Origin of the sequence: Enterobacter sp. ENT03, assembly GCF_019218745.1 — a bacterium.
Classification (GTDB): Bacteria; Pseudomonadota; Gammaproteobacteria; order Enterobacterales; family Enterobacteriaceae; genus Enterobacter_D.
The window spans coordinates 460,969-483,360 of the sequence record NZ_JAHUXA010000001.1; the positions used below are offsets into that span (position 1 = coordinate 460,969).

23 protein-coding genes are annotated in these 22,392 nt (G+C 53.8%); 12 read left to right on the forward strand and 11 right to left on the reverse strand.

Going from position 1 to position 22,392, the window contains the following annotated elements; all coding sequences use genetic code 11:
- The first annotated feature begins 232 nt into the window (after positions 1-232).
- Both yccA and tusE read left to right on the forward strand, forming a co-directional pair.
- Positions 233-892 (forward strand): FtsH protease modulator YccA, encoded by a 660-nt coding sequence (yccA, locus tag KW828_RS02275; RefSeq protein WP_218334805.1) that lies wholly within the window; start codon positions 233-235, stop codon positions 890-892.
- An 87-nt stretch (positions 893-979) separates the two neighbouring features.
- Complete coding sequence (gene tusE / locus KW828_RS02280; RefSeq protein ID WP_218334806.1) at positions 980-1,309, forward strand: sulfurtransferase TusE; 330 nt, start codon at positions 980-982, stop codon at positions 1,307-1,309.
- Here tusE and yccX read toward each other — a convergent pair.
- Positions 1,306-1,596: an acylphosphatase gene (yccX, locus tag KW828_RS02285; protein WP_218334807.1), complete on the reverse strand. Its 291-nt coding sequence runs from the start codon at positions 1,594-1,596 to the stop codon at positions 1,306-1,308. The genes tusE and yccX overlap by 4 nt on opposite strands.
- Before the next feature lie 56 nt (positions 1,597-1,652).
- A complete protein-coding gene (locus KW828_RS02290) occupies positions 1,653-2,318 on the reverse strand; it encodes an EAL domain-containing protein (RefSeq protein WP_218334808.1) in 666 nt (221 codons plus the stop codon).
- 180 nt (positions 2,319-2,498) lie between these two features.
- Here KW828_RS02290 and rlmI point away from each other — a divergent pair, with 180 nt between their 5' ends.
- On the forward strand, positions 2,499-3,689 hold the full coding sequence (rlmI, locus tag KW828_RS02295; RefSeq protein WP_218334809.1) for a 23S rRNA (cytosine(1962)-C(5))-methyltransferase RlmI: 1,191 nt from the start codon (positions 2,499-2,501) through the stop codon (positions 3,687-3,689).
- 60 nt (positions 3,690-3,749) lie between these two features.
- Complete coding sequence (gene hspQ, locus KW828_RS02300; protein ID WP_218334810.1) at positions 3,750-4,067, forward strand: heat shock protein HspQ; 318 nt, start codon at positions 3,750-3,752, stop codon at positions 4,065-4,067.
- Between the two features lie 29 nt (positions 4,068-4,096).
- On the opposite strand, the gene KW828_RS02305 is transcribed toward hspQ, so the two are convergent.
- Positions 4,097-4,510, reverse strand: a complete 414-nt coding sequence (locus tag KW828_RS02305; RefSeq protein ID WP_218334811.1) for a CoA-binding protein — start codon at positions 4,508-4,510, stop codon at positions 4,097-4,099.
- Between the two features lie 171 nt (positions 4,511-4,681).
- Here KW828_RS02305 and KW828_RS02310 point away from each other — a divergent pair, with 171 nt between their 5' ends.
- Together KW828_RS02310 and mgsA are read left to right on the forward strand one after the other, a co-directional pair.
- Complete coding sequence (locus KW828_RS02310; protein WP_218334812.1) at positions 4,682-5,344, forward strand: DUF2057 family protein; 663 nt, start codon at positions 4,682-4,684, stop codon at positions 5,342-5,344.
- Between the two features lie 111 nt (positions 5,345-5,455).
- Positions 5,456-5,914, forward strand: a complete 459-nt coding sequence (mgsA, locus tag KW828_RS02315) for a methylglyoxal synthase (protein WP_218335354.1) — start codon at positions 5,456-5,458, stop codon at positions 5,912-5,914.
- A gap of 34 nt (positions 5,915-5,948) precedes the next feature.
- On the opposite strand, the gene helD is transcribed toward mgsA, so the two are convergent.
- Positions 5,949-8,003, reverse strand: coding sequence for a DNA helicase IV (gene helD / locus KW828_RS02320; protein WP_218335355.1), 2,055 nt, complete (start codon positions 8,001-8,003; stop codon positions 5,949-5,951).
- Between the two features lie 122 nt (positions 8,004-8,125).
- Between helD and KW828_RS02325 the strand changes: the two genes are divergently transcribed.
- Together KW828_RS02325 and yccS are read left to right on the forward strand one after the other, a co-directional pair.
- Positions 8,126-8,572 carry a YccF domain-containing protein gene (locus KW828_RS02325; RefSeq protein WP_218334813.1) on the forward strand — a complete coding sequence of 149 codons (447 nt, stop codon included), beginning with the start codon at positions 8,126-8,128 and terminating at the stop codon, positions 8,570-8,572.
- A gap of 18 nt (positions 8,573-8,590) precedes the next feature.
- Positions 8,591-10,717: a YccS family putative transporter gene (yccS, locus tag KW828_RS02330; protein WP_218334814.1), complete on the forward strand. Its 2,127-nt coding sequence runs from the start codon at positions 8,591-8,593 to the stop codon at positions 10,715-10,717.
- Here yccS and KW828_RS02335 read toward each other — a convergent pair.
- A complete protein-coding gene (locus KW828_RS02335; protein ID WP_218334815.1) occupies positions 10,702-11,331 on the reverse strand; it encodes a TfoX/Sxy family DNA transformation protein in 630 nt (209 codons plus the stop codon). The two genes, yccS and KW828_RS02335, sit on opposite strands and share 16 nt — an antisense overlap.
- A gap of 218 nt (positions 11,332-11,549) precedes the next feature.
- Here KW828_RS02335 and sulA point away from each other — a divergent pair, with 218 nt between their 5' ends.
- Together sulA and ompA are read left to right on the forward strand one after the other, a co-directional pair.
- Positions 11,550-12,059, forward strand: coding sequence for an SOS-induced cell division inhibitor SulA (sulA, locus tag KW828_RS02340; protein ID WP_218334816.1), 510 nt, complete (start codon positions 11,550-11,552; stop codon positions 12,057-12,059).
- 354 nt (positions 12,060-12,413) lie between these two features.
- On the forward strand, positions 12,414-13,457 hold the full coding sequence (ompA, locus tag KW828_RS02345) for a porin OmpA (protein ID WP_218334817.1): 1,044 nt from the start codon (positions 12,414-12,416) through the stop codon (positions 13,455-13,457).
- A 75-nt stretch (positions 13,458-13,532) separates the two neighbouring features.
- Here ompA and matP read toward each other — a convergent pair whose 3' ends face one another.
- Positions 13,533-13,985 (reverse strand): macrodomain Ter protein MatP, encoded by a 453-nt coding sequence (matP, locus tag KW828_RS02350; RefSeq protein ID WP_218334818.1) that lies wholly within the window; start codon positions 13,983-13,985, stop codon positions 13,533-13,535.
- Between the two features lie 185 nt (positions 13,986-14,170).
- On the opposite strand from matP, the gene KW828_RS02355 reads away from it, so the two are divergent.
- Together KW828_RS02355 and fabA are read left to right on the forward strand one after the other, a co-directional pair.
- Positions 14,171-15,931 (forward strand): Lon protease family protein, encoded by a 1,761-nt coding sequence (locus KW828_RS02355; protein ID WP_218334819.1) that lies wholly within the window; start codon positions 14,171-14,173, stop codon positions 15,929-15,931.
- 69 nt (positions 15,932-16,000) lie between these two features.
- Positions 16,001-16,519 carry a bifunctional 3-hydroxydecanoyl-ACP dehydratase/trans-2-decenoyl-ACP isomerase gene (fabA, locus tag KW828_RS02360; protein ID WP_088219732.1) on the forward strand — a complete coding sequence of 173 codons (519 nt, stop codon included), beginning with the start codon at positions 16,001-16,003 and terminating at the stop codon, positions 16,517-16,519.
- A gap of 56 nt (positions 16,520-16,575) precedes the next feature.
- On the opposite strand, the gene rmf is transcribed toward fabA, so the two are convergent.
- From rmf to KW828_RS02385, 5 genes are all read right to left on the reverse strand, one after another.
- Complete coding sequence (gene rmf, locus KW828_RS02365; RefSeq protein ID WP_072568064.1) at positions 16,576-16,743, reverse strand: ribosome modulation factor; 168 nt, start codon at positions 16,741-16,743, stop codon at positions 16,576-16,578.
- Positions 16,744-16,997: 254 nt separating this feature from the next.
- Positions 16,998-17,564, reverse strand: coding sequence for a membrane integrity-associated transporter subunit PqiC (gene pqiC / locus KW828_RS02370; protein ID WP_218334820.1), 567 nt, complete (start codon positions 17,562-17,564; stop codon positions 16,998-17,000).
- Entirely contained in the window at positions 17,561-19,201 is a 1,641-nt protein-coding gene (gene pqiB, locus KW828_RS02375) for an intermembrane transport protein PqiB (protein WP_218334821.1), read from the reverse strand. Before pqiB ends, pqiC begins: the two co-directional genes overlap by 4 nt.
- 4 nt (positions 19,202-19,205) lie before the next feature.
- A complete protein-coding gene (pqiA, locus tag KW828_RS02380; protein ID WP_218334822.1) occupies positions 19,206-20,459 on the reverse strand; it encodes a membrane integrity-associated transporter subunit PqiA in 1,254 nt (417 codons plus the stop codon).
- Between the two features lie 14 nt (positions 20,460-20,473).
- Positions 20,474-22,381 carry an ABC transporter ATP-binding protein gene (locus tag KW828_RS02385; protein WP_218334823.1) on the reverse strand — a complete coding sequence of 636 codons (1,908 nt, stop codon included), beginning with the start codon at positions 22,379-22,381 and terminating at the stop codon, positions 20,474-20,476.
- Positions 22,382-22,392 lie beyond the last annotated feature (11 nt).

Consider the following 22,392-nt stretch of genomic DNA (forward strand, 5'->3'; position numbering starts at 1 on the left):
CACTCTTAGCGAGGGATATGAAATAAGGCAATATCTTTCAGTGACCTATAAGAGCTTGATCTGATTATTTTCTGAGAATGCGCACTCCTGCTGCAAGGTGCTTTTTATAAAGAATTTAATGCTATCGTCATGGGATTATTGTCAGCGTAAAGATGGGTAAAACCGCTACCCCCTTATGGCAGGTTTTTTCTATGCTTCACAACTAATTACATCTGTCATAAGAGAGTGACGTATGGATCGTATAGTAAGTTCATCGCGCGAGCGTACCTCGCTGCTCAGTACGCATAAAGTGTTGCGTAATACCTATTTCATGTTGAGCCTGACGCTGGCCTTTTCAGCGTTAACCGCCACGCTCAGTACAGTGCTCGCCCTGCCCTCGCCGGGATTCCTGCTGACTATTGTTGGTATGTACGGGCTGATGTTCCTGACTTATAAGCTGGCTGATAAGCCGTCCGGTATCCTGGCGGCATTCGCCTTTACCGGTTTCCTGGGTTATATCCTGGGGCCAATGCTTAATGCCTACCTGTCTGCGGGTATGGGCGATTTGATCGGCCTGGCGCTCGGCGGTACTGCACTAACCTTCTTCTGCTGCTCGGCTTATGTACTAACCACCCGTAAGGATATGTCCTTCCTGGGGGGTATGCTGATGGCGGGTATTGTGGTCGTGCTGATTGGCATGGTGGCCAACATCTTCCTGCAGCTGCCGGCCCTGCATCTGGCAATCAGCGCCGTGTTTATTCTGATTTCAACGGGTGCCATCCTGTTTGAAACCAGCAATATCATTCACGGTGGTGAAACCAACTACCTGCGCGCAACCGTAAGCCTGTACGTTTCACTGTACAATATCTTCGTCAGCCTGCTCAGTATCCTGGGTTTCTCCAGCAGAAACTAAGCCACCGCTTACCGGTCAGGCCCCGCTTATGCGGGGCTTTTTTATTTGCTAAACTACCCAGGTTTTTGACTGACTCTGCGATGCATTATGTTGACTTATGAAGGCCGTGAAATAGAGACCGATAGCGAAGGCTATCTAAAAGACACCTATGAATGGAGCGAGGCGCTGGCTGAGCTGATTGCCGAAAAAGAAGGCATCACGCTGGCGGCTGAACACTGGGAAGTGGTGCGTTTTGTGCGCGATTTTTACCTGGAATTCAATACGTCACCGGCGATCCGCATGCTGGTGAAAGCCATGGCGAACAAATTTGGCGAAGAGAAAGGCAATAGCCGTTATCTTTATCGCCTGTTCCCCAAAGGCCCGGCGAAACAGGCCACCAAGATCGCCGGTCTGCCTAAACCGGTAAAATGCATTTAATAGCGAATATCAAAGCGGTTGTACGCTTGTGTGGGTTGATGGGGTTCAGTTAACACCTTATCTACCCGCGCACTGCGAGGCCCGCCAGCTTTCAGCCAGGCCACCAGCGCCTCAATTTTTTCTGCATCGCCGCAAGCGACCACTTCCACACTTCCGTCATCCAGATTACGTGCATAGCCCGTAAGCCCAAGGCGTTGCGCTTCATGCTGCGTGCTGTAACGAAATCCCACGCCCTGCACACTGCCATGCACCCAGCATTTCACGCCCTGAGAGGTCTGATTTTCCATTTTCTGCTCGTTTCAACATGATGGTAAACAGTCAGTTTAGCGTCCTGTCGCCGTCTTCACATTAACCAGTTCAGTTTCTCCAATGGTACCGGGCGGTAAAAAGCCCCTTGTACGCCCCAGATGCCGGCGTCCTGCAGGACAGTCAGGCAACGGCGATCGGTCACACCTCGCACCACGACCTTGTCACAGTAACGGCGCAGATTTTTAATTAATACCGGGAATGTCGGCTTTTCCACTTCATCCTTAAAAAAGCGGCTATTGAGGATCACCGCGTAAAACTGCTGGCTCATCAGCCCGCTGACATTCGCGCCGCCGCCCCCCACGTCGGCCAGCCACATGCTGTTGCCGATACCCTGCATATCGTCACGAACGTCAGCAATATTTTCAGCCAGCGCCAGCCGGAGAAAAGGCAGTGTGGATAACAGTGCACGCAGAGTTGCGTCATAGCTAACCAGCATCGCGGACTCTGCATCGAACAAAGGCACAGAAACCAGCACATGCTGATCCCTGATCCAGGCTGTCTGCTTAGCCACCCGCTCAAGTTGTTCGTAAAGATAGCCGCGTTTCTCTTCCGTACTCCAGCCTGCAATGATCAGTTCCGGATGCAGCACCTGCTGTCCCTCTTTTTCAAGACGGGTTTGTAATTCCACGCCCAATAATTTTCCTGACAGGCTGGTGATCGGTTCGGCGATAAACTGGTAGCGATACGGTGTGATGCTCATATTTTACCCAGGATTTTGAATGCATTAGCGACTGGGGGCATTCTATAAAGCCGGGCGGACAGGACGTGTCATTCCAGACACCAGAGATGAAAGAGCGGTTTATCCGCCGCTACATTGCATTTCACGGCTGAACTCGGGAAAATGGCGGCCATTTTCTTCAATATGACAAATAAGCCAATTATGAGTGTACGTTTAGTGTTAACCAAAGGGCGCGAGAAATCATTGCTGCGCCGTCATCCCTGGGTCTTCTCCGGCGCGGTTGCGCGCATGGAAGGCAAAGCCAACCTCGGTGAAACCATTGATATTGTTGATCATCAGGGAAAATGGTTGGCACGTGGCGCGTACTCTCCCGCCTCGCAAATCCGTGCGCGCGTCTGGACATTCGATAAAGATGAAAGCATTGATATTGAATTCTTCATCCGCCGTCTGAATCAGGCGCAACAGTGGCGTGACTGGCTGGCGAAGCGTGATGGCCTGGACAGCTACCGTCTGATCGCCGGTGAATCGGACGGTATGCCGGGGATCACTATCGATCGTTTTGGGAATTTCCTCGTGCTGCAACTGCTGAGTGCCGGGGCTGAATACCAGCGTCCGGCGCTGATCGCTGCGCTGCAGGCCTGCTATCCCTCCTGTTCCATTTACGATCGCAGCGATGTCGCAGTGCGTAAAAAAGAGGGGATGGAACTGACGCAGGGTCTGGTGGTCGGCGATCTGCCGCCTGCGCTGCTGCCAATTGAAGAGAACGGCATGAAGCTGCTGGTGGATATTCAGACCGGGCACAAAACCGGCTATTACCTCGATCAGCGTGACAGCCGTCTGGCAACCCGCCGCTATGTTGAGGACAAACGCGTACTCAACTGCTTCTCCTACACTGGCGGTTTTGCCGTCTCCGCGCTGATGGGCGGTTGCCGCCAGGTGGTCAGTGTTGATACCTCTCAGGAAGCACTGGATGTGGCTCGTCAGAACGTTGAGCTAAACAAACTCGATCTTAGCAAAGCAGAGTTTGTGCGCGATGACGTCTTCAAGCTGCTGCGCAAATACCGCGATCAGGGAGAGACATTCGACGTGATCGTGATGGATCCGCCGAAGTTTGTCGAAAACAAAAGCCAGTTGATGGGCGCATGCCGTGGTTATAAAGACATTAATATGCTGGCGATCCAGCTGCTCAACCCTGGCGGCGTCCTGCTAACCTTCTCGTGCTCGGGCCTGATGACCACCGATTTATTTCAGAAAATCATCGCCGACGCCGCAATTGACGCAGGGCGTGATGTACAATTTATAGAGCAGTTCCGACAGGCCGCCGATCACCCGGTGATCGCCCCTTATCCGGAAGGACTGTATCTGAAAGGGTTTGCCTGCCGCATCATGTAACTTGATATTTGGATCGTTGCCCACATATTTGGTGTCAGTAACGGTTCTCTGGAGGAGACTATGATTGCCAGCAAATATGGTATCGGCCAGCAAGTGCGCCACACACTGTTAGGCTATTTAGGTGTGGTGGTGGACATTGATCCCGAATATTCACTTGATAAGCCGTCAGCGGATGAGCTGGCAGTCGATGAGGACTTGCGTGATGCGCCCTGGTATCACGTGGTGATGGAAGACGACAACGGCCAGCCGGTGCATACCTATCTGGCCGAGGCGCAGCTCACCAGTGAGATCCAGGCCGAGCATCCTGAGCAGCCCTCAATGGACGAACTGGCACAGACCATCCGCAAACAGCTTCAGGCACCCCGCCTGCGCAACTAAACAAACCCCGCCGGTGCGGGGTTTTTTATTTAGCGCGCGAGGCCCAGGCGTGGGATCTCAATCGCCGGACAGCGATCCATCACCACATTCAGCCCTGCTTCACCCGCCAGCACAGCCGCCTGCTCATTGATTACGCCAAGCTGCAACCACAAGGTTTTAGCCCCCACCGCGATAGCATCCTGCGCCACGCCCCAGGCTGCTTCTGAATTACGAAACACATCCACCATGTCAATTTTTTCCGGGACCTCGGCCAGCGTGCCGTAACCCTGCTGTCCGAGTAGCGTTTTACCGGCTACTTTTGGCGATACCGGGATCACGTGATAACCCTGATCGAGCAGGTACTTCATGACACGGTAGCTGGGGCGATCGGGTTTATCGCTTGCGCCTACCAGCGCAATGGTACGGGTAGACTGCAAAATGTCAGCAATATCGGTTTCTTTCATTTTATCCTCCAGGCTAGTCAATGCAGTGTACGTCAACGCTCTACAGGTAACCATTTATCCCATACCTCTGCATGAGAGAAAAAACCTGCGCCTGTCTATATGTTAGTAAACAAAAGCGCCCTGAAAACTTTATACATTCTGGCAACTCACCCGACAGCGCAGGAGACACCCATGAGAACCGGCCTGACGATGACAATGATCTTTTGCCTGCTGCCGGTTACCGTCGTCGCCACCACATTACGCCTTTCCACCGATATTGATCTGCTGGTACTGGATGGAAAAAAAGTCTCCAGTCTGTTGCTGCGCGGTGCCGACAGCATTGAGCTGGATAACGGCCCACACCAGCTGGTATTTCGCGTTGAAAAAACCATTCGTGGGGCAAACCATGAAATGCGGCTCTATATTTCCCCGCCGCTGGTGGTGAGTTTCAACACGCGCGCGGTGCAACTGGTGAACTTCTCTCTGCCTCCGCTGGATAGCTGGAAAGCAGCGGAAAAATTCAACAACGCGCCGGGGCTGGCCCTGCTGGATGGAGAAGCCGCGCCGATACCGGTGATGCTTGATGTTCTTCCGGTGCAGGATAAGGGGAAAGGCGTGAATTATGAGCGCGAGACGGCGCGTTACAACAAGTCGGGTAAACCGGCCGCGCTCCCGTTGTTCGCGCCTGTGCAGGCCGATGACAGCACGCTGCTGTCCGGCATATCCGAGCTGGACGTCATTCCGCCGCAATCGCAAACGCTTACCGAACAGCGTCTAAAATTCTGGTTTGAGCAGGCGGATCCACTCACTCGCGATCGTTTTCTGCAATGGGCGAAACAGCAACCGCCATCGTAAGCGTGGGCAGCTTCACAAAGGTATTCCTGCGCGCGTTTTTTTTGTGCCTTTCTATTGCAGCATCAAATGCTTCCAGTAATCTGTAACGAAATTCACTCCCGGAAAACGATGATGGAACTGACTACCCGTACTATTCCCGCGCGCAAACATATTGCGCTTGTCGCCCACGATCACTGCAAAAAAATGCTGATGAACTGGGTGGAGCGCCACCAGCCGATCCTGGCCCAGCATGAACTCTATGCCACCGGCACTACGGGTAATTTGATTTCTCGCGCCACGGGACTTGCGGTAAACGCCATGCTGAGCGGCCCGATGGGGGGAGATCAGCAGGTCGGCGCGTTGATTTCGGAAGGGAAAATTGATGTGCTGATCTTCTTCTGGGATCCGCTCAACGCGGTGCCGCACGATCCGGATGTAAAAGCGCTGTTGCGTCTGGCGACCGTCTGGAACATTCCGGTGGCGACCAATATGTCGACTGCGGATTTTATTATCCAGTCGCCAACCTTCAGTGACAGCGTGGACATTCTGATCCCGGACTATCAGCGCTATCTGGCAGAACGCCTGAAGTGACAACACCCAGGCGGCGCTGCCCGCCTGAGTTTTATCAGGGTTTACGCGCCACCGGCACGTCCAGTCGCTTTAAGACTTCCACAAATCGCGACGGCTGCGCCTTATCAAACAGCAGCCAGACGCGTTTTCGCGCCCGCGTCATCGCCACGTAAAGTAAACGGCGCTCCTCGGCATCGGGGAAATCTTCCGGCTGCGGCAACAATGCCTGCTCCATAACCGATTCCCGCTGTGGCGCAGGAAAACCTTCCTGCCCGTCCTGCAAACCCAGCACGATGACATACTCGGCCTGTTGTCCTTTACTGGCATGAACGGTCATAAACTCGAGATTCAGTTTTGGCCAGCGGGTCGCCGCTTTTGCAAGCGTCGCTGGCTTCAGGTGATGATAGCGTGCCAGGATCAGGATGCGGTCGTCAGGGGTTGCATAACCGCTGAGCTTATCCAGCAGCGCATCCAGTTGGTCGTCCGACAACAACGTTACCGCATTCTTTTCCCCCGCCGTCAGGCTGTTGAGCGGTTTGGACATCTGCGCCGGGTTTTGCTGAATGAAACGGTTCGCCACCTCACCAATACGCTGATTAAAGCGGTAGGTGGTATCAAGCGCGCAGCGATCTCCCTCACCAAAGTACTCGTGAAAGGCCGTAGTGAGTTCAAGTTGTGCACCGCTAAAACGGTAAATAGCCTGCCAGTCATCACCGACCGCGAACAGCGAGGTTTGTGAATTCTGGCGACGCAACGCAGACAACAGTGCCGCGCGCTGTGGCGAAATATCCTGGAACTCATCGACCAGAATATGCTTCCACGGACTGATGAATCGCCCTTTCTCCAGCACGTTAATGGCCTGATGAATGAGTCCGGAAAAATCGACGGCGTTTTCAGCTTTTAACGCTGATTTCCATGCTTTCAGCAACGGAGCCATCAGCTTCACGCGCTTCGAAAACAGATCGCGGATCTCATCTGGCGCCCCGGCAATCATCTCGGCCTGCGCCCCACCGTGCATGCGCATCAGACTGACCCAGCGATCGAGTCGGCCAGCCAGTCGCCGCTGTAACTTCACATCGCTCCAGAAATTGCCTTCCGGTACTGCCCAGTCAAGTTCTTCTTCAAGCCATTGCCGCCAGCCTTTGGCCTGCGCTTTTTTCTCACTGCACTGTTGCTGCCAGGCATCCAGAAATAATTTTTGCCGCGCCTCAGTGTCATTTTCCAGCCGACTGATGACCGGGATCTTTTTGCTGCCCTGCTGAATGATGTGCAGCGCCAGCGCATGAAAGGTACGCGCGGTAATGTCTTCGGTATGCAACCGTTGGCGGATGCGTTCATCCATCTCCTGCGCTGCCTTACGCCCGAAGGCCAGCAGCAGGATCTGATCCGGTGCTGCTTCGCCGCGCGTCATCAGCCAGCCCGCACGCGCCACCAGCACGGAGGTTTTACCACTGCCGGCACCAGCCAGCACCAGCAGCGACGACTCTCCGTTGACGACCGCCCGCGCCTGTGCCGGATTCAGCGGTGAGCTTTCGATATGGGCAAAGAAATCGGCATATTTCTTGAGCATGGCGTCGGTCCAGGCCTGATTATGCTCCGCCCGTCGACCTTCCACATCCGCCAGCCACGCCTGACACTGGTGCCAGAGTTCACGGCAATTATCAAATGACGCCAGCCTTGCGACCGGCAGCGGCAGCGCATCGAATGCGCGGCGGATCTGTTGCTGTAATCCTTCGGTCTGCTGACGGGTCAGCCATTTCCCCTGATCAACATGATCGTTAATAGCATCCAGTTGCGACTGCAAAACACCCGCCGCAACCTCGCTCATCTCTTTACTCCACTGTTCCCAGCGGCTGTGCAGATGTTGCCAGAACTGCTGCGTTTGCGCCCATTCCGTACCGTGCAGTCGCACAACTTTACTGTCCACCAGAACAAACTCCAGCTCGCCCCAGACGAGGCCGCGTTTGCATTCGATGCTGATTAACTGATTGAATGGAATGAGATATTCATGGCGGTCGCCAGACACTTTGACACCAGCGTGTAAAATCGCCACCCGGTCATAGGGGTGCTGCGCCAGCCGTTTTCCTAAAGAAGTCGCTTTCAGTTCCATGACGTGCCGTTCCCAACTCATGTCGTGATATGCCAGTGTAACCGCCAGAGAATGTGTGCTCCAGCCCAAAAAATCGTTACTATTGGTGGGCCTTTTCGTTAACGGCTATTGCTTGAGGATTTATGCGTACTGTACTGAATACTTTGAATTTTGTACTGGGTGGATTTTTCACTACCCTGGCCTGGCTGCTGGCAACCCTGGTCAGCGTTGTACTGGTGATCACTTTGCCGCTGACCCGTTCCTGCTGGGAGATCACTAAGCTTTCTCTGCTGCCTTACGGAAATGAAGCAGTGCATGTGGATGAGCTGTCGCCGACAGAGTCCAGCGCCATTATGAATACGGGCGGGACGTTGCTGAACATTCTGTGGTTTGTGCTGTTCGGCTGGTGGCTCTGCCTGATGCACATCGTGTCAGGCATCGCCCAGTGTCTGACAATTATTGGCATTCCGGTTGGCATCGCGAACTTTAAGATCGCCGCTATTGCACTGTGGCCGGTCGGTCGCCGCGTCGTTTCGGTGGAGACAGCGCGCGCTGCCCGTGAAGCCAATGCCCGTCGCCGTGTTCAATAATTAAGGATCTGAACCACGATGCTCAGCCCCCTGCTTCGCCGCTATACATGGAACAGTTCCTGGCTGTATAACGCCAGAATTTTTATCGCGCTGTGCGGCACCACTGCCCTGCCGTGGTGGATGGGCGATGTAAAGTTGACCATCCCGCTGACGCTCGGCGTAGTAGCGGCGGCGCTGGCAGATCTTGACGACCGGCTGGCCGGTCGCTTACGCAATCTGCTGATCACATTGATCTCTTTTTTTATCGCCTCGGCCTCGGTAGAGCTGCTTTTCCCGTGGCCGTGGTTGTTTGCGCTTGGGCTGATTATTTCCACCAGCGGATTTATTCTGCTCGGCGGACTGGGCCAGCGCTACGCCACCATCGCGTTTGGCGGCCTGCTGATTGCTATTTATACCATGCTCGGCATTTCGCTTTTCGAACAGTGGTATCAGCAACCGCTCCTGCTGCTGGCGGGTGCCGTCTGGTTTAATCTGCTAACGCTGATCGGTCACCTGGTATTCCCGATCCGCCCTTTACAGGACAACCTTGCACGCTGTTATGAACAGCTGGCGCATTTTCTTGAGCTGAAATCCCGCCTGTTTGATCCCGATATTGAAGACGAAAGCCAGGAACCGCTGTATGAGCTGGCGCTGGCAAACGGCCAGCTAGTGTCCACGCTGAACCAGACTAAAACGTCTCTCTTAACCCGGCTGCGCGGCGACCGCGGTCAGCGGGGTACTCGCCGTACCCTGCATTACTACTTTGCAGCGCAGGACATTCACGAGCGTGCCAGTTCCTCCCATATTCAATATCAGACCTTACGCGAACAGTTTCGCTACAGTGACGTAATGTTCCGCTTTCAGCGCCTGCTCTCCATGCAGTCTCAGGCGTGTGCGCATTTGTCGCGCTGCATTTTATTGCGTGTTCCCTATCAGCATGATGGACGATTTGAGCGTGTGTTCACCCATCTGGACGCCGCACTGGATCGCGCCCGCGCAGGCAGCACCTCCGACGAGCAGATGAAAGCACTGGGTTTCCTGCTGCAGAACCTTCGCGCCATTGACGCACAGCTGGCCACCATCGAATCCGAACAGGCGCAGGCCTTATCGGGTAACGATACGGAAAACATGCTGGCGGATGACGGTCTTAATGGCGTCAGTGATATTCGCGCCCGCCTGAGCCGAAATCTGTCGCCGGAATCGGCGCTGTTCCGCCATGCAATACGCATGTCCATCGTCCTGTGCGTAGGTTATGCCTTTATACAGCTTACCGGGCTGGAGCACGGTTACTGGATCCTGCTGACCAGCCTGTTTGTTTGCCAGCCAAACTACAATGCCACCCGACACCGTCTGGCACTGCGTATTATCGGTACGCTGGTGGGCGTGGCGATTGGTCTGCCAGTGCTCTATTTTGTGCCGTCCATAGAAGGCCAGCTGATCCTGATCGTCATTACCGGCGTGCTGTTCTTCGCGTTTCGACATGTGCAGTATGCCCATGCGACGATGTTTATTACCCTTCTGGTGCTGCTGTGCTTTAACCTGCTCGGAGAAGGCTTTGAAGTCGCCATTCCGCGCATTATTGATACCCTGATTGGTTGTGCGATTGCCTGGGCCGCCGTCAGTTTCATCTGGCCAGACTGGCGTTTTCGTAATCTCCCGCGCGTTCTGGAGCAGGCCATTGATGCTAACTGCCGCTACCTGGATGCCATCCTCGAACAGTATCATCAGGGACGTGATAACCGGATGGCCTACCGTATTGCTCGGCGCGATGCGCATAATCGTGATGCCGAACTGGCGTCAGTGGTGTCAAATATGTCCACAGAGCCTGGCGTATCAGCGGAATTACGCGACGCCGCGTTTCGTCTACTGTGCCTCAACCATACTTTTACCAGCTATATTTCCGCGCTGGGCGCTCACCGCGAAAAACTGACCTCGGGGGAGATCCTGCGTCTGCTGGATGACGCGGTGTGCTATGTTGACGACGCGTTGCATCACTCCCCCGCCGATGAGGAACGCGTTCAAAAAACGCTGGCGCAGCTGGTTGCACGTATTGCGGAAGTGGAATCTCGCTCAGACAGCAAGGAACCACTGGTGCTGCAACAGATCGGACTGGTGGTGGCGCTGCTACCCGAAATCAGCCGTCTGCAACGTCAGGTTATCCGCTGAGGCTGGCAACTTTCAGCCTCAAATTCGGTGTGCCATGTCTTTAACGCCTGGCGCAGTTGCAGCGGAAGTGCAGCCTGATGCATTCCTTCGATGGCGCCGGCCAGCGCCATCAGCACATTGACTCCCAGGTGCGTGTTTATCGTCCGTAAGCGCAGCCAACACGCCTTGGCACCCAATTTTTTTAGCGTGGCCACATCCGGTACTCCTGCTTCCCACAGTAGCATCTCTAGTTGAAAATTCAGGTTTGGCATATCTTTCAGCCTCGGTTTACACAGACGCTGCATCTTTTCTTTCCACGCGGCGGTCAGCGACCAGGCAGAAAGTTTCATCAGCGTTTCCCGATCCTGCCAAAGACTTTCATCCACGCGATAATAGTTCAGTAACACTGGTCTGCCGCGTTTCATTATGGTCAAAAAAGGGGCCGGATGTTGCGCACAGTATTCGGCACTTTTCTCACATGCACGCAGATAAAGTTCACCCTTAGCGACCATGGCAAACACCGTATCATCAACGGCAAGGCTGTAGCCGCCAAACAGCGCACGATGTCGAATTGTACCTAACGTGGAAAGGCATTCACGTGATTCATAGATCCGTCGATAAGACATATCTTTCATGATTATTCCTTTAAAATCATGGCATAAGGGCATTGTTTTGAAGTAACGGATCCGTTAGTGAGAAACATAGGGAAGTTGCCCACAACGGGCAAGATGATTTTCATGCGGGCACGAGATATAGCCCAAATTTGCGAGGCGCTTTCAGAAATTGAGGTTGATCTTTGTACGTACAGGAGTTACTGTACATCCATACAGTAACTATCAGGGTTGGATTGATTATGTACACTTCAGGTTACGCTAATCGTGCATCAACATTTAATGCTTTGACGGGCAACCGTACACAGGCAAAATCGGCCAGCGACTCGACTGGCCTCATTAGTGAAGTGGTTTATCGTGAAGACCAGCCCGGCATGACGCAGTTGCTGTTATTACCTCTTCTGCAACAACTTGGTCAGCAATCACGCTGGCAGCTGTGGCTAACGCCGCAGCAAAAACTCAGCCGTGAATGGGTTCAGGCCGCGGGTTTGCCATTGACCAAACTGATGCAGATCAGTCAGCTTTCACCTGACGACACCCTGGAATCGATGATCAGGGCCTTACGGACGGGAAATTACAGCGTAGTGATCGGCTGGCATGCTGAAGATTTAACAGATCTGGAGCACCAGCGTCTGGTTCAGGCTGCTGAAGAAGGCAACGCGATGGGCTTTATTATGCGTCCGGTGCGGATGGATCCTCACGCCACAAGACAGCATTCAGGGTTAAAAATTCACTCGAATTTGTATCATTAAGCCAGTTTAAGATAATTCCTGGGATTTTTTTTGCGGAATACTGTGCTGTCTGGTTCTTAAGCTAAATCGTCCTGCGATGCCTGTCTGGTGCGGTTTGCGCTGATTTCCGTTGTTTATATTCTCGCCATAAATGTTAAATATTACGCGCAGAAAGCTTTTTTTTCATATGCCTGACGGACTTCACACTTGTAAGTTTCCAACTACGTTGTAGACTTTACATCGCCAGGGGTGCTCGGCATAAACCGAAGATATCGGTAAAGTTACTTTGAGCAATACCCCCGGTGAAGGATTTAAACCGTGTTTTCTCTGGCGAGAAATTCATGGCGAATTTTGGATGATAACGAGGCGCAAAAAATGAAAAAGACAGCTATCGCGATTGCAGTGGCACTGGCTGGCTTCGCTACTGTAGCGCAGGCCGCTCCGAAAGATAACACCTGGTACACTGGTGCTAAAGTGGGCTGGTCCCAATTCCATGACACCGGTTTCATCAACAACGACGGCCCGACCCGTGAAGATCAACTGGGTGCTGGTGCGTTCGGTGGCTATCAGGTTAACCCGTACGTTGGCTTTGAACTGGGCTACGACTGGCTGGGCCGCGAAGCGTATAAAGGCGACACCGTAAACGGTGCGTTCAAAGCGCAGGGCGTTCAGCTGACCACCAAACTGAGCTATCCGATCGCTGACGATCTGGATATCTATACCCGTCTGGGTGGTATGGTTTGGCGTGCAGATTCCAATGCCAACTTCCGTGGTAAAGAACATGATACCGGTGTTTCCCCGGTATTCGCAGGTGGTCTGGAGTGGGCTGTTACCCGTGACGTTGCTACCCGTCTGGAATACCAGTGGGTTAACAACATCGGTGATGCACAGACTGTTGGCACCCGTCAGGATAACGGTCTGCTGAGCGTAGGTGTTTCCTACCGCTTCGGCCAGCAGGAAGACGTTGCTCCGGTAGTTGCACCGGCTCCGGCTCCGGCTCCGCAGGTATCTACCAAGCACTTTACCCTGAAGTCTGACGTACTGTTCAACTTCAACAAAGCGACTCTGAAACCAGAAGGCCAACAGGCTCTGGATCAGATGTACTCCCAGCTGAGCAACCTGGATCCGAAAGACGGTTCCGTAGTTGTTCTGGGCTTCACCGACCGCATCGGTTCTGACGCTTATAACCAGGGTCTGTCCGAGAAACGTGCACAGTCTGTTGTTGACTACCTGATCTCTAAAGGTATCCCGTCCAACAAGATCTCTGCTCGTGGTATGGGCGAATCTAACCCGGTTACCGGCAGCACCTGTGACAACGTGAAAGCGCGCCCTGCGCTGATCGATTGCCTGGCTCCGGATCGTCGTGTTGAGATCGAAGTTAAAGGTGTTAAAGACGTTGTAACTCAGCCGCAGGCTTAAGTTTACGTCTTATAAAAAAACCCCGCCCTGCGGGGTTTTTTATTGCCGGTTATCGGCTGAAAACGAAATGCGAGCCTATTCTTTGCCTAGTAACGCCTGCAAATCATGCTTTAACGTCGACATTTTACTGGCGTACTTCTCTTTATGCTCCGCATCTTCAATCAACTGCACGATGGTTTCCGAAAGCGTTTTCCCGCGACGCTGCGCCAGACCTGCCAGGCGCTGCCAGACCATAAACTCAAGATCGATGGATTTCTTGCGGGTATGCTGATGCTCAGCATTAAAATGACGTTTGCGCCGGGCGCGAATAGTCTGCTTCATGCGATTCATTAAGGCCGCATTCATATGCTCCTCAATCCAGGCGTTCACGCGAACCGGTTCATTTTCGAGCGTCAGCAGCAGATCGACGGCCTCTTTCGCCGCACTGGTTTCTATATAGCGCGTGATTAATTCACCTTCACGGTGCTTTTTCACCAGGTACTTCCATTTCCAGCCGCTTTCAAGATTTTCCAGTTGTTGGTATTTCATCGCGTTCTCAGTGTTACCCTGTAACTCAGTTCAGAATATCAGTTTTTTAGCAATCTGCTGAAAAGAAATCATATCCTGTGAGCAGGCAGATGACTTTGGTGCCAGGAAATCGCGTATTCCTGATGTGATGCTTTGCCGCTTACGGTATAATTCCGCCCTTTACTTCTGACGATAAAACCTCAACTTTGACCATTACTAAACTAGCCCGGCAAGATCTTATTCCTGATACCGATAGCTATCAGGAGGTGTTTACACAATCCGATGTGGTGCCTGAGAGTGAATTTACCCTCGGCGACATACAACCCCGCTTACACTATGCGCTGGAGCAGCTGCTTCACCCGCTGGCGTCGTCACGCTTTTTGCTGGCAAAAGCGCCGGAGGAAGTGGAATATCTGGGTCTTATTGCTGATGCTGCGGGTCAATTACTCACTGAAGATCAGCCTTTTATGGGTGGCGAGTATCGTGTTGCTGGCCGTAGCGTCACGTTTGAATCCGCCACCGATCCGTTGGCTAATTTCGTCGCCAAAAGCCGCGTGGTGCTGGCCGACTGGGTAGAGGCAGAACAACTGTTCGGCTGCTTGCGCCAGTTTAATAACGAGATCAGCTTGCAACCGGGTCTGGTTCATCAGGCTAACGGCGGCGTACTGGTGATCTCCTTGCGTACGCTGCTGGCGCAACCCTTGCTGTGGATGCGCCTGAAAGTCATCATCACCCGTCAGCGCTTCGACTGGGTTTCCTTTGATGAGTCGCGTCCGTTACCGGTCAGCGTGCCGTCAATGCCGCTGCAACTGAAAGTGATCCTTGTCGGAGAACGCGATTCTCTGGCTGACTTCCAGGAAATGGAGCCTGAGCTTGCCGCGCAATCCATTTACAGCGAATACGAAGAAAACCTGCAAGTTACCGACGCTGAAACCATGGCGCAGTGGTGCCAGTGGGTGCTGCATAGTGCTAAAAACGCTGACCTGCCCGTTCCGGCACAGGATGCCTGGCCGGTGCTGATCCATGAAGCCGTGCGTTATACCGGCGATCAGGAAACGTTGCCGCTTTGCCCGCTGTGGCTGGTACGCCAGTTGCGCGAAGTAGCGGCGCTGGGCGCAGACACTACCTTTGATGGTGAGCAGTTGCAGACCATGCTCAGCCAGCGCGAATGGCGCGAAGGTTACTTACCGGAACGCATCCAGGATGAAATCCTGCTGGAACAAATTCTCATCGAAACCGAAGGAGAGCGTGTCGGTCAGATCAACGCCCTCTCGGTGGTCGAATTCCCCGGACACCCACGCGCCTTCGGCGAGCCGTCGCGCATCAGTTGCGTCGTGCATATTGGCGACGGCGAATTTAACGATATTGAGCGTAAAGCGGAGCTGGGCGGAAATATTCATGCGAAAGGCATGATGATCATGCAGGCTTTTTTAATGGCTGAGCTGCAACTGGATCAGCAGATCCCCTTCTCTGCCTCGCTGACCTTTGAGCAATCCTATAGCGAAGTCGACGGCGATAGCGCCTCGATGGCGGAGCTGTGTGCGCTGATCAGTGCTCTGGCGGATGTGCCCATTAATCAGCATCTGGCGATCACCGGTTCGGTAGATCAGTTCGGTCGGGCGCAGCCGGTTGGCGGCCTGAACGAAAAGATCGAAGGTTTCTTCACTATCTGCCAGCAACGTGGCCTGACCGGTAAGCAAGGGATCATCATCCCTGCGGCAAATGTGCGCCATCTTTGTCTGCCGCAAGATCTGCTGGACGCGGTCGATGCCGGAGAATTTTCAATCTGGGCCATCGATGATGTGACAGATGCGCTACCCTTACTGACAAACCTGCCCTGGGATACTGAGGGGCAAACCACGCTCAGTCAGACGATTCAGGAGCGTATCGCTCAGGCCTCGCAGCAGGAAGCGCGACATCGCTTTCCCTGGCCGTTACGCTGGTTAGCCTGGTTTATGCCGAACTGATCGGACTTGTTCAGCGTACACGTGTTAGCTATCCTGCGTCCCAAACTTACAATAAGGCTCACTTAAAACATGGTAGATAAACGCGAATCCTATACGAAAGAAGACCTTCTTGCCTCTGGCCGTGGTGAACTGTTTGGCGAAAAAGGCCCACAGTTACCGGCACCTAACATGCTGATGATGGACCGTGTCGTCAAGATGACGGAAAAAGGCGGCAATTTCGATAAAGGTTATGTTGAAGCAGAGCTGGATATTAATCCGGACATGTGGTTCTTCGGTTGCCACTTCATTGGCGATCCGGTGATGCCGGGCTGCCTGGGCCTGGATGCGATGTGGCAGCTGGTAGGCTTTTACCTCGGCTGGCTGGGCGGTGAAGGCAAAGGCCGTGCGCTGGGTGTAGGTGAAGTGAAATTCACCGGTCAGGTTCTGCCGACTGCGAAAAAAGTCACTTATCGCATTCACTTCAAGCGTATTGTTAACCGTCGTCTGATTATGGGCCTGGCGGATGGCGAAGTGCTGGTTGATGGTCGCGTGATTTACACGGCAAACGATTTGAAAGTTGGGCTGTTCCAGGATACGTCTGCATTCTGATTGCCTTAACAGGCGAAACCTCCGCCAGGCGGAGGTTTCTTACTAAAGAGACAGAATCAGGCGATTACTGTCCTGACCTCCATGGCTTCTCGCCAGCCTCCAAGCCAGTATGACCTCTGATTCAGCGTCTGGTAAGGACATAGTTCTTTTGAGCGTCCGGCAATACCGGCCTGATACCCTCGTTGATGTGCCCGTTCCAGGCGATCTCGTTTTTGTCTCTTCATGCCTCGTTTCCCTCATTTTTTGAGTCTCGTGGAAAAGAAAACAGTGATTACAAAATGCGCAATCACGTCTCTTTTGTAACGCGGTTGCGCGGCATCGTCAATGCTCAAAATTCATACCATTGTCATAAATGTGAGGTATGCAGAACTTCATTTGTACAAAAAGTGTGAGACGGAACAAGTAAATGCCCGGTATAGCGCCATAAAAAAACCGCCGTTGCGTAAGCAAAACGGCGGTTTTTTAGGATTAATTGCAATCAGGGCAGACGGTTAAGTTCCCGCGCGATGTCGCCCGCTTCACGGCTCCAGGCTTCACCCAATACTTTGACCATCGCATCATACCCATCCTGCTGCTGCGCCATCTCAATATGGAACGGCCGTTTGAGAAGTTGCCCCTGATGGTTCAGCAACCACTCACCGCTGACAATCACCCGCCCATCATAACGCCCATGGAAACCCGTAACGGAGACGTTCAGCGTATCCTGCTCATTACCGAGCGGCGTTGAAGCGACCACCCAGCCGGGCAACTGCTGACTGAGATTCGCCACCAGCGTCGTGCGCAGCTGCTGATCGAGCGGACTGGCCCACAAGTTTTGTGTGCCGATAGCGTATTTTACCTCGCTGGTCTGATACACCACGCCATTGCCCGCCAGATAATCCGGCACGGACACCTGCTCTACCCACAACAGTCGACTGGCCGGACCGTTCTGGCGCTGCGCCGTGTTCTGATGCGGCGTTGGCAACTGATAATAATTTGTCTCTTCGACGTTGCTGCTACAGGCCGCCAGCAGTAGCGTCGCGGCGATGACTAATCCATTTTTCATTGTTTTGCCCTCTTAGGCTCAGGATCTTTTTTGTCCTTCGCTTCAAATACCAGCGCATTGCTTTTGGTGTTCAGCGTTTTCAGTACCGGTTGCAGTTCACGCAGTACCTGATCCAGTCGCTGCATATCCGCCACCATTTTGTTATAAGCCGCCGATCCCGGCTGGAAGCCCTGCATGCTGCGGTTCAGCTCGCGTAGCGTTTTCTGCATATCCGCCGGCAACTGTTGCGCGGACTGGCTGGCGGTGATCTTGTTGAGATTATCCAGCGTCGTTTGCAGGCGACGCATGGTGCGCTGGGTTTCATTAAGCGAACTCGTCGCCTGTTCAATCATTGGATTCAGCGGCAGATTGTTGATCTTATCCAGCGTATCCATCAGGCGTTGCTGGATCTGGGCCAGCCCACCGCTGACGGTTGGAATAATTTCATAACCCGAATATTTACGGATCCCGGTTATCGGCGGCTCTTTCGGATAGAAATCCATATCAATGTACAGCGCGCCAGTAACCAGATTGCCCGTTTTCAGCGCACCACGCAGACCGCTTTTCAGCAGCTCATTGATGTGGGACTTAATATTCGGCATTTCACCAAGCTGGCTGGCAAGCCGCTCCGGTTCAATACGGATCAGAATCGGAATGCGATAGTCGTTGTCCAGCGCCTGTTTCATACCTGGCATCATCGCCGGAACTTTGCTGACGGTACCAATGCGAATACCGCGGAATTCAACTGGTGCGCCCGTTTGCAGGCCACGAATCGAATCCTTGAAGAACATCAGATAGTCGATGTGGTCGGTATAGAGCGATTCCTGAATGCTGCGCTGATCGTCAAACAGCGTGAAGGCCGTTTTTTCCGACACTGGCGTGCCCAGATCGATACCTTCCGGCACGTCAAAGCTGACGCCGCCGCCAAACAGCGTGGTCAGTGAGCCCATCTCGACGCGCATGCCGGCAGACGTCAGATCCACCGCAATACCGCTGTCTTTCCAGAAGCGCACGTTGCTGGTCACCAGGCGGTCGTTCGGCGCATTGATAAACAGCTGATAGCTGATGGTGCGCTTTACCGAATCAAAGGTACTGGTTTCTACCGAGCCAACGCGATAGCCGCGAAACAGCACCGGATCGCCCGGCGACAGCTGTCCTGCTTTTTTACTGTCGAGGATCACCCGGATACCTTTCGCATCCGGCGGTGCCAGCGGCGGTGCATCCAGCAACTGATAGCTTTCCGGCTGTGCGCCCTTTTTACCGGGCTGGAGTTCAATGTAAGCCCCGGACAGCAGCGTACCCAGCCCGCTGATCCCCTCGCGGCCAACCTGCGGTTTGACAACCCAGAACACTGAGTCGCCATGCAGCAGTTTACTCATATCGGCATTCAGGCGCGCTTTAATCTCCACGCGCTTGAGATCGTCTGTCAGGGTGGCAGATTCCACTACGCCGACGTTAATGCTGCGGCTTTTAATGGTGGTTTTACCCGCCTCAATACCCTCGGCATTCGCGGTGATCAGTGTGACTACCGGCCCCTGATGGCTATAGTGATAAAACAGGATCCAGGCGCCGATAAGCGCGGTCACGATGGGGAAGATCCACACCGGCGACCAGCTTTTTACCTTTTGCACCTTTGCTTCCCCACTTTTCGTCTCCATGTTTTTACCACTCCTCATGGCTTGATTCTGGTTCACGATCCCAGGACAGCCGAGGATCGAAAGTCATTGCCGCAAACATGGTCATGATGACCACCAGCGCAAACATCAATGCGCCCATTGCGGGGTATATGTTCATAAGGCCGCCGATGCGCACCAGCGCGGATAGCACGGCGATAACAAAAACGTCAATCATTGACCAGCGACCGACAAATTCCACGACTTCATAAATCAGGTGCATCCGCTCGCTGTCGCGCCTGCCGTGGCCTTTTGCATCCCAGCACAGCCAGCCAAGGGCGATCATTTTCAGCGTTGGCACCATAATACTGGCGATAAAAATGACCAGCGCGACCGGATACGATCCCTCCCCCCACAGCAAAATAACCCCGGCCAGAATGGTCGAAGGCATTTTGTCCCCCAGCAGATCGGTGATCATGATCGGCAGAATATTGGCAGGCAGGTAAAGCATGATAGAGGTGATGAGCAGCGCCATCGTCCATTGCAGGCTGTTTCTGCGCCGTACATAACCACGGGTATGACAGCGTGGGCACTTGCGCAAATCTGCGGGCAGTATCGCAGTGCAGCACGGACAAGATCGTAACCCCTGACGGATCCCGGTGATGCCCGGCGTTAGCGGTTGGCTCAACGGTGGAATGTGCGCGAGATCGTCCCACAACCAGCGTCGATCGACGCACTGAAAAGCACGCAGTTGCAGCAAACAGAACAGGCACCAGGGGATAAAACTGCTGCCGACGCCGATGTCGCCGTAAGCCATCAGCTTCACAAAACTCACCAGCACGCCGGCGAGAAAAATTTCCGCCATTCCCCAGGATTTTAACTGGAAGAACACGCGCGCCAGATAAGCCTGCCAGCGCCAGGGCAGAGAGACGCGATTAACCAGCAACAGAATCGACACCAGGCCAAAAGCCGGGACAAGCTGGACAAACAGCAAGAAAAAGGTGCCGAGGCTGGCGTAATCTTCCGAGAACATCACGCCAGGGATTTCCATCAGCGTCACCTCACTGGTGACACCGGCAACTTTCATATTGATAAAGGGGAAGAGATTGGCCAGCAACAGCATGAACAGCGCCACCAGCGCATAGGCGGTGGGGCGCTGACGTGGCTCAGTCCACCGGGTGGTCAGCGTATGTCCACAGCGAGGACAGTCTGCTTTATGACCGTCCTCAAGCGCGGGAAGTGCCACCAGCAAGTCACACTGAGAACACAAAATGTGCCGGGTGGCATGATGGTGATCGCACATACGTTTATCCTGAATTATGCGCCGTTTTTAAGGGCCTCAAGGTATTCCCAACGCTCAAAAGCTTCTTCCAGCGCCTGTTCAGCCTGCGCCATATCGGCCAGCACTTTTTGCGTATGGTCATGAGGTTGACTGAAGAATGCCCCGTCAGCCACCTGAGCCTGAAGCGCGCTCAGTTCTGCTTCCAGCGTTTCAAGGCGCTGAGGAAGCTGCTCAAGTTCGCGCTGCAGGTTATAGCTTAGTTTGTTAGCGGTGCGTTTGACAGTTTCTGCTTTCGGGGCAGCCACGTCCGCATTTTTTTTCGTAATTGCCTGTTTATGCGCCAGTGACGCCGCCTGTTGACCACGCGCGTCCTGATAACCGCCGACATAACGACCAATACGCCCTTCGCCTTCGAAGATCCAGCATTCGGTCACGGTGTTATCCACAAACTGACGATCGTGGCTGACCAGCATAACGGTGCCCTGGTAGCCGTCGATAAGCTCTTCCAGCAGTTCGAGGGTTTCCACATCCAGGTCGTTGGTCGGTTCATCGAGGATCAGCAAGTTGCTGGGCTTGAGGAACAGACGCGCCAGCAGCAGGCGGTTACGCTCACCGCCGGACAGCGCGCGCACAGGCGTCATGGCGCGTTTCGGATGGAACAGGAAGTCCTGCAGATAACCAAGAACATGGCGCGGTTTACCGTTCACCATCACTTCCTGTTTACCTTCGGAAAGGTTATCCATCACGGTTCTGTCGGGATCGAGTTCCGCACGATGCTGATCAAAATAGGCCACTTCCAGTTTGGTGCCACAGTGGACGCGGCCACTGTCGGCCTGCAATTGCGCGAGCATCAGCTTCAGCAGCGTGGTTTTACCGCAGCCGTTCGGCCCGATAAGCGCGATCTTGTCGCCACGCTGTACCTGTGCGGAAAAATCCTTCACCAACACTTTGCCGTCAACGCTGTAGTTGACGTTTTCCATTTCGAAGACAATTTTGCCGGAGCGGGAGGCCTCTTCGACCTGCATTTTCGCGCTGCCCATCACTTCACGGCGTTCGCCACGCTCGCGACGCATCGCTTTCAGGGCGCGTACACGGCCTTCATTACGTGTACGACGTGCTTTGATGCCCTGGCGGATCCACACTTCTTCCTGCGCCAGTTTGCGGTCAAATTCGGCGTTCTGTAACTCTTCCACGCGCAGCGCTTCTTCTTTCTCCAGCAGATACTGATCGTAGCTGCCCGGATAAGTCACCAGCTTGCCGCGATCCAGATCGACAATGCGCGTCGCCATATTGCGAATAAATGAACGGTCGTGAGAAATAAAGATAATGGTACCGTTGAAGGTTTTCAGGAAACCTTCCAGCCAGTCGATGGTTTCAATGTCGAGGTGGTTGGTCGGTTCGTCCAGCAGCAGCACGCGCGGGTTACTCACCAGCGCACGGCCCAGCGCGGCTTTACGCAGCCAGCCGCCGGACAGCGACGCCAGCGCCATATCCGCTTCCAGGCCGATCTGCTCCAGCACTTCGTTGATACGGTTTTCAAGCTGCCACAGGCCGTGGTGATCGAGCAGATCCTGCAGACGCGCCATCTCGTTAAGGTTTTTCTCGCTGGGATCGGTCATCACCAGATGAGAAACCTCATGGTAGGCCTTGAGATATTCCGCCTGCTCAGAGATGCCTTCCGCTACGAAATCGTACACGCTGCCCGCCACATCGCGGGGCGGGTCCTGTTGCAGACGCGCCACGACCAGATCCTGTTCGTAGACAATACGCCCGTCGTCCAGACTCAGTTCGCGGTTGAGAATTTTCATCAGCGTCGATTTACCGGCGCCGTTACGACCTACCAGACACACGCGCTCGTTATCTTCGATGTGCAGTTCGGTGTTATCCAGAAGCGGCGCATCGCTGAACGACAGCCAGGCACCGTGCATACTAATTAATGACATTTATTCTTCCT

Excerpts from the sequence above, each read along its gene's own strand:
- KW828_RS02325 (WP_218334813.1), top strand. The coding sequence starts at position 8,126 with ATGCGTACTGTACTGAATACTTTGAATTTTGTACTGGGTGGATTTTTC.
- fabA (WP_088219732.1), top strand. The coding sequence starts at position 16,001 with ATGGTAGATAAACGCGAATCCTATACGAAAGAAGACCTTCTTGCCTCT.
- tusE (WP_218334806.1), top strand. The coding sequence starts at position 980 with ATGTTGACTTATGAAGGCCGTGAAATAGAGACCGATAGCGAAGGCTAT.
- pqiC (WP_218334820.1), bottom strand. The coding sequence starts at position 17,564 with ATGAAAAATGGATTAGTCATCGCCGCGACGCTACTGCTGGCGGCCTGT.
- yccX (WP_218334807.1), bottom strand. The coding sequence starts at position 1,596 with ATGGAAAATCAGACCTCTCAGGGCGTGAAATGCTGGGTGCATGGCAGT.
- mgsA (WP_218335354.1), top strand. The coding sequence starts at position 5,456 with ATGGAACTGACTACCCGTACTATTCCCGCGCGCAAACATATTGCGCTT.
- matP (WP_218334818.1), bottom strand. The coding sequence starts at position 13,985 with ATGAAATACCAACAACTGGAAAATCTTGAAAGCGGCTGGAAATGGAAG.
- rlmI (WP_218334809.1), top strand. The coding sequence starts at position 2,499 with ATGAGTGTACGTTTAGTGTTAACCAAAGGGCGCGAGAAATCATTGCTG.
- yccS (WP_218334814.1), top strand. The coding sequence starts at position 8,591 with ATGCTCAGCCCCCTGCTTCGCCGCTATACATGGAACAGTTCCTGGCTG.
- pqiA (WP_218334822.1), bottom strand. The coding sequence starts at position 20,459 with ATGTGCGATCACCATCATGCCACCCGGCACATTTTGTGTTCTCAGTGT.
- KW828_RS02290 (WP_218334808.1), bottom strand. The coding sequence starts at position 2,318 with ATGAGCATCACACCGTATCGCTACCAGTTTATCGCCGAACCGATCACC.
- pqiB (WP_218334821.1), bottom strand. The coding sequence starts at position 19,201 with ATGGAGACGAAAAGTGGGGAAGCAAAGGTGCAAAAGGTAAAAAGCTGG.
- ompA (WP_218334817.1), top strand. The coding sequence starts at position 12,414 with ATGAAAAAGACAGCTATCGCGATTGCAGTGGCACTGGCTGGCTTCGCT.
- helD (WP_218335355.1), bottom strand. The coding sequence starts at position 8,003 with ATGGAACTGAAAGCGACTTCTTTAGGAAAACGGCTGGCGCAGCACCCC.
- yccA (WP_218334805.1), top strand. The coding sequence starts at position 233 with ATGGATCGTATAGTAAGTTCATCGCGCGAGCGTACCTCGCTGCTCAGT.
- sulA (WP_218334816.1), top strand. The coding sequence starts at position 11,550 with ATGTACACTTCAGGTTACGCTAATCGTGCATCAACATTTAATGCTTTG.
- KW828_RS02305 (WP_218334811.1), bottom strand. The coding sequence starts at position 4,510 with ATGAAAGAAACCGATATTGCTGACATTTTGCAGTCTACCCGTACCATT.
- rmf (WP_072568064.1), bottom strand. The coding sequence starts at position 16,743 with ATGAAGAGACAAAAACGAGATCGCCTGGAACGGGCACATCAACGAGGG.
- hspQ (WP_218334810.1), top strand. The coding sequence starts at position 3,750 with ATGATTGCCAGCAAATATGGTATCGGCCAGCAAGTGCGCCACACACTG.
- KW828_RS02335 (WP_218334815.1), bottom strand. The coding sequence starts at position 11,331 with ATGAAAGATATGTCTTATCGACGGATCTATGAATCACGTGAATGCCTT.
- KW828_RS02385 (WP_218334823.1), bottom strand. The coding sequence starts at position 22,381 with ATGTCATTAATTAGTATGCACGGTGCCTGGCTGTCGTTCAGCGATGCG.
- KW828_RS02310 (WP_218334812.1), top strand. The coding sequence starts at position 4,682 with ATGAGAACCGGCCTGACGATGACAATGATCTTTTGCCTGCTGCCGGTT.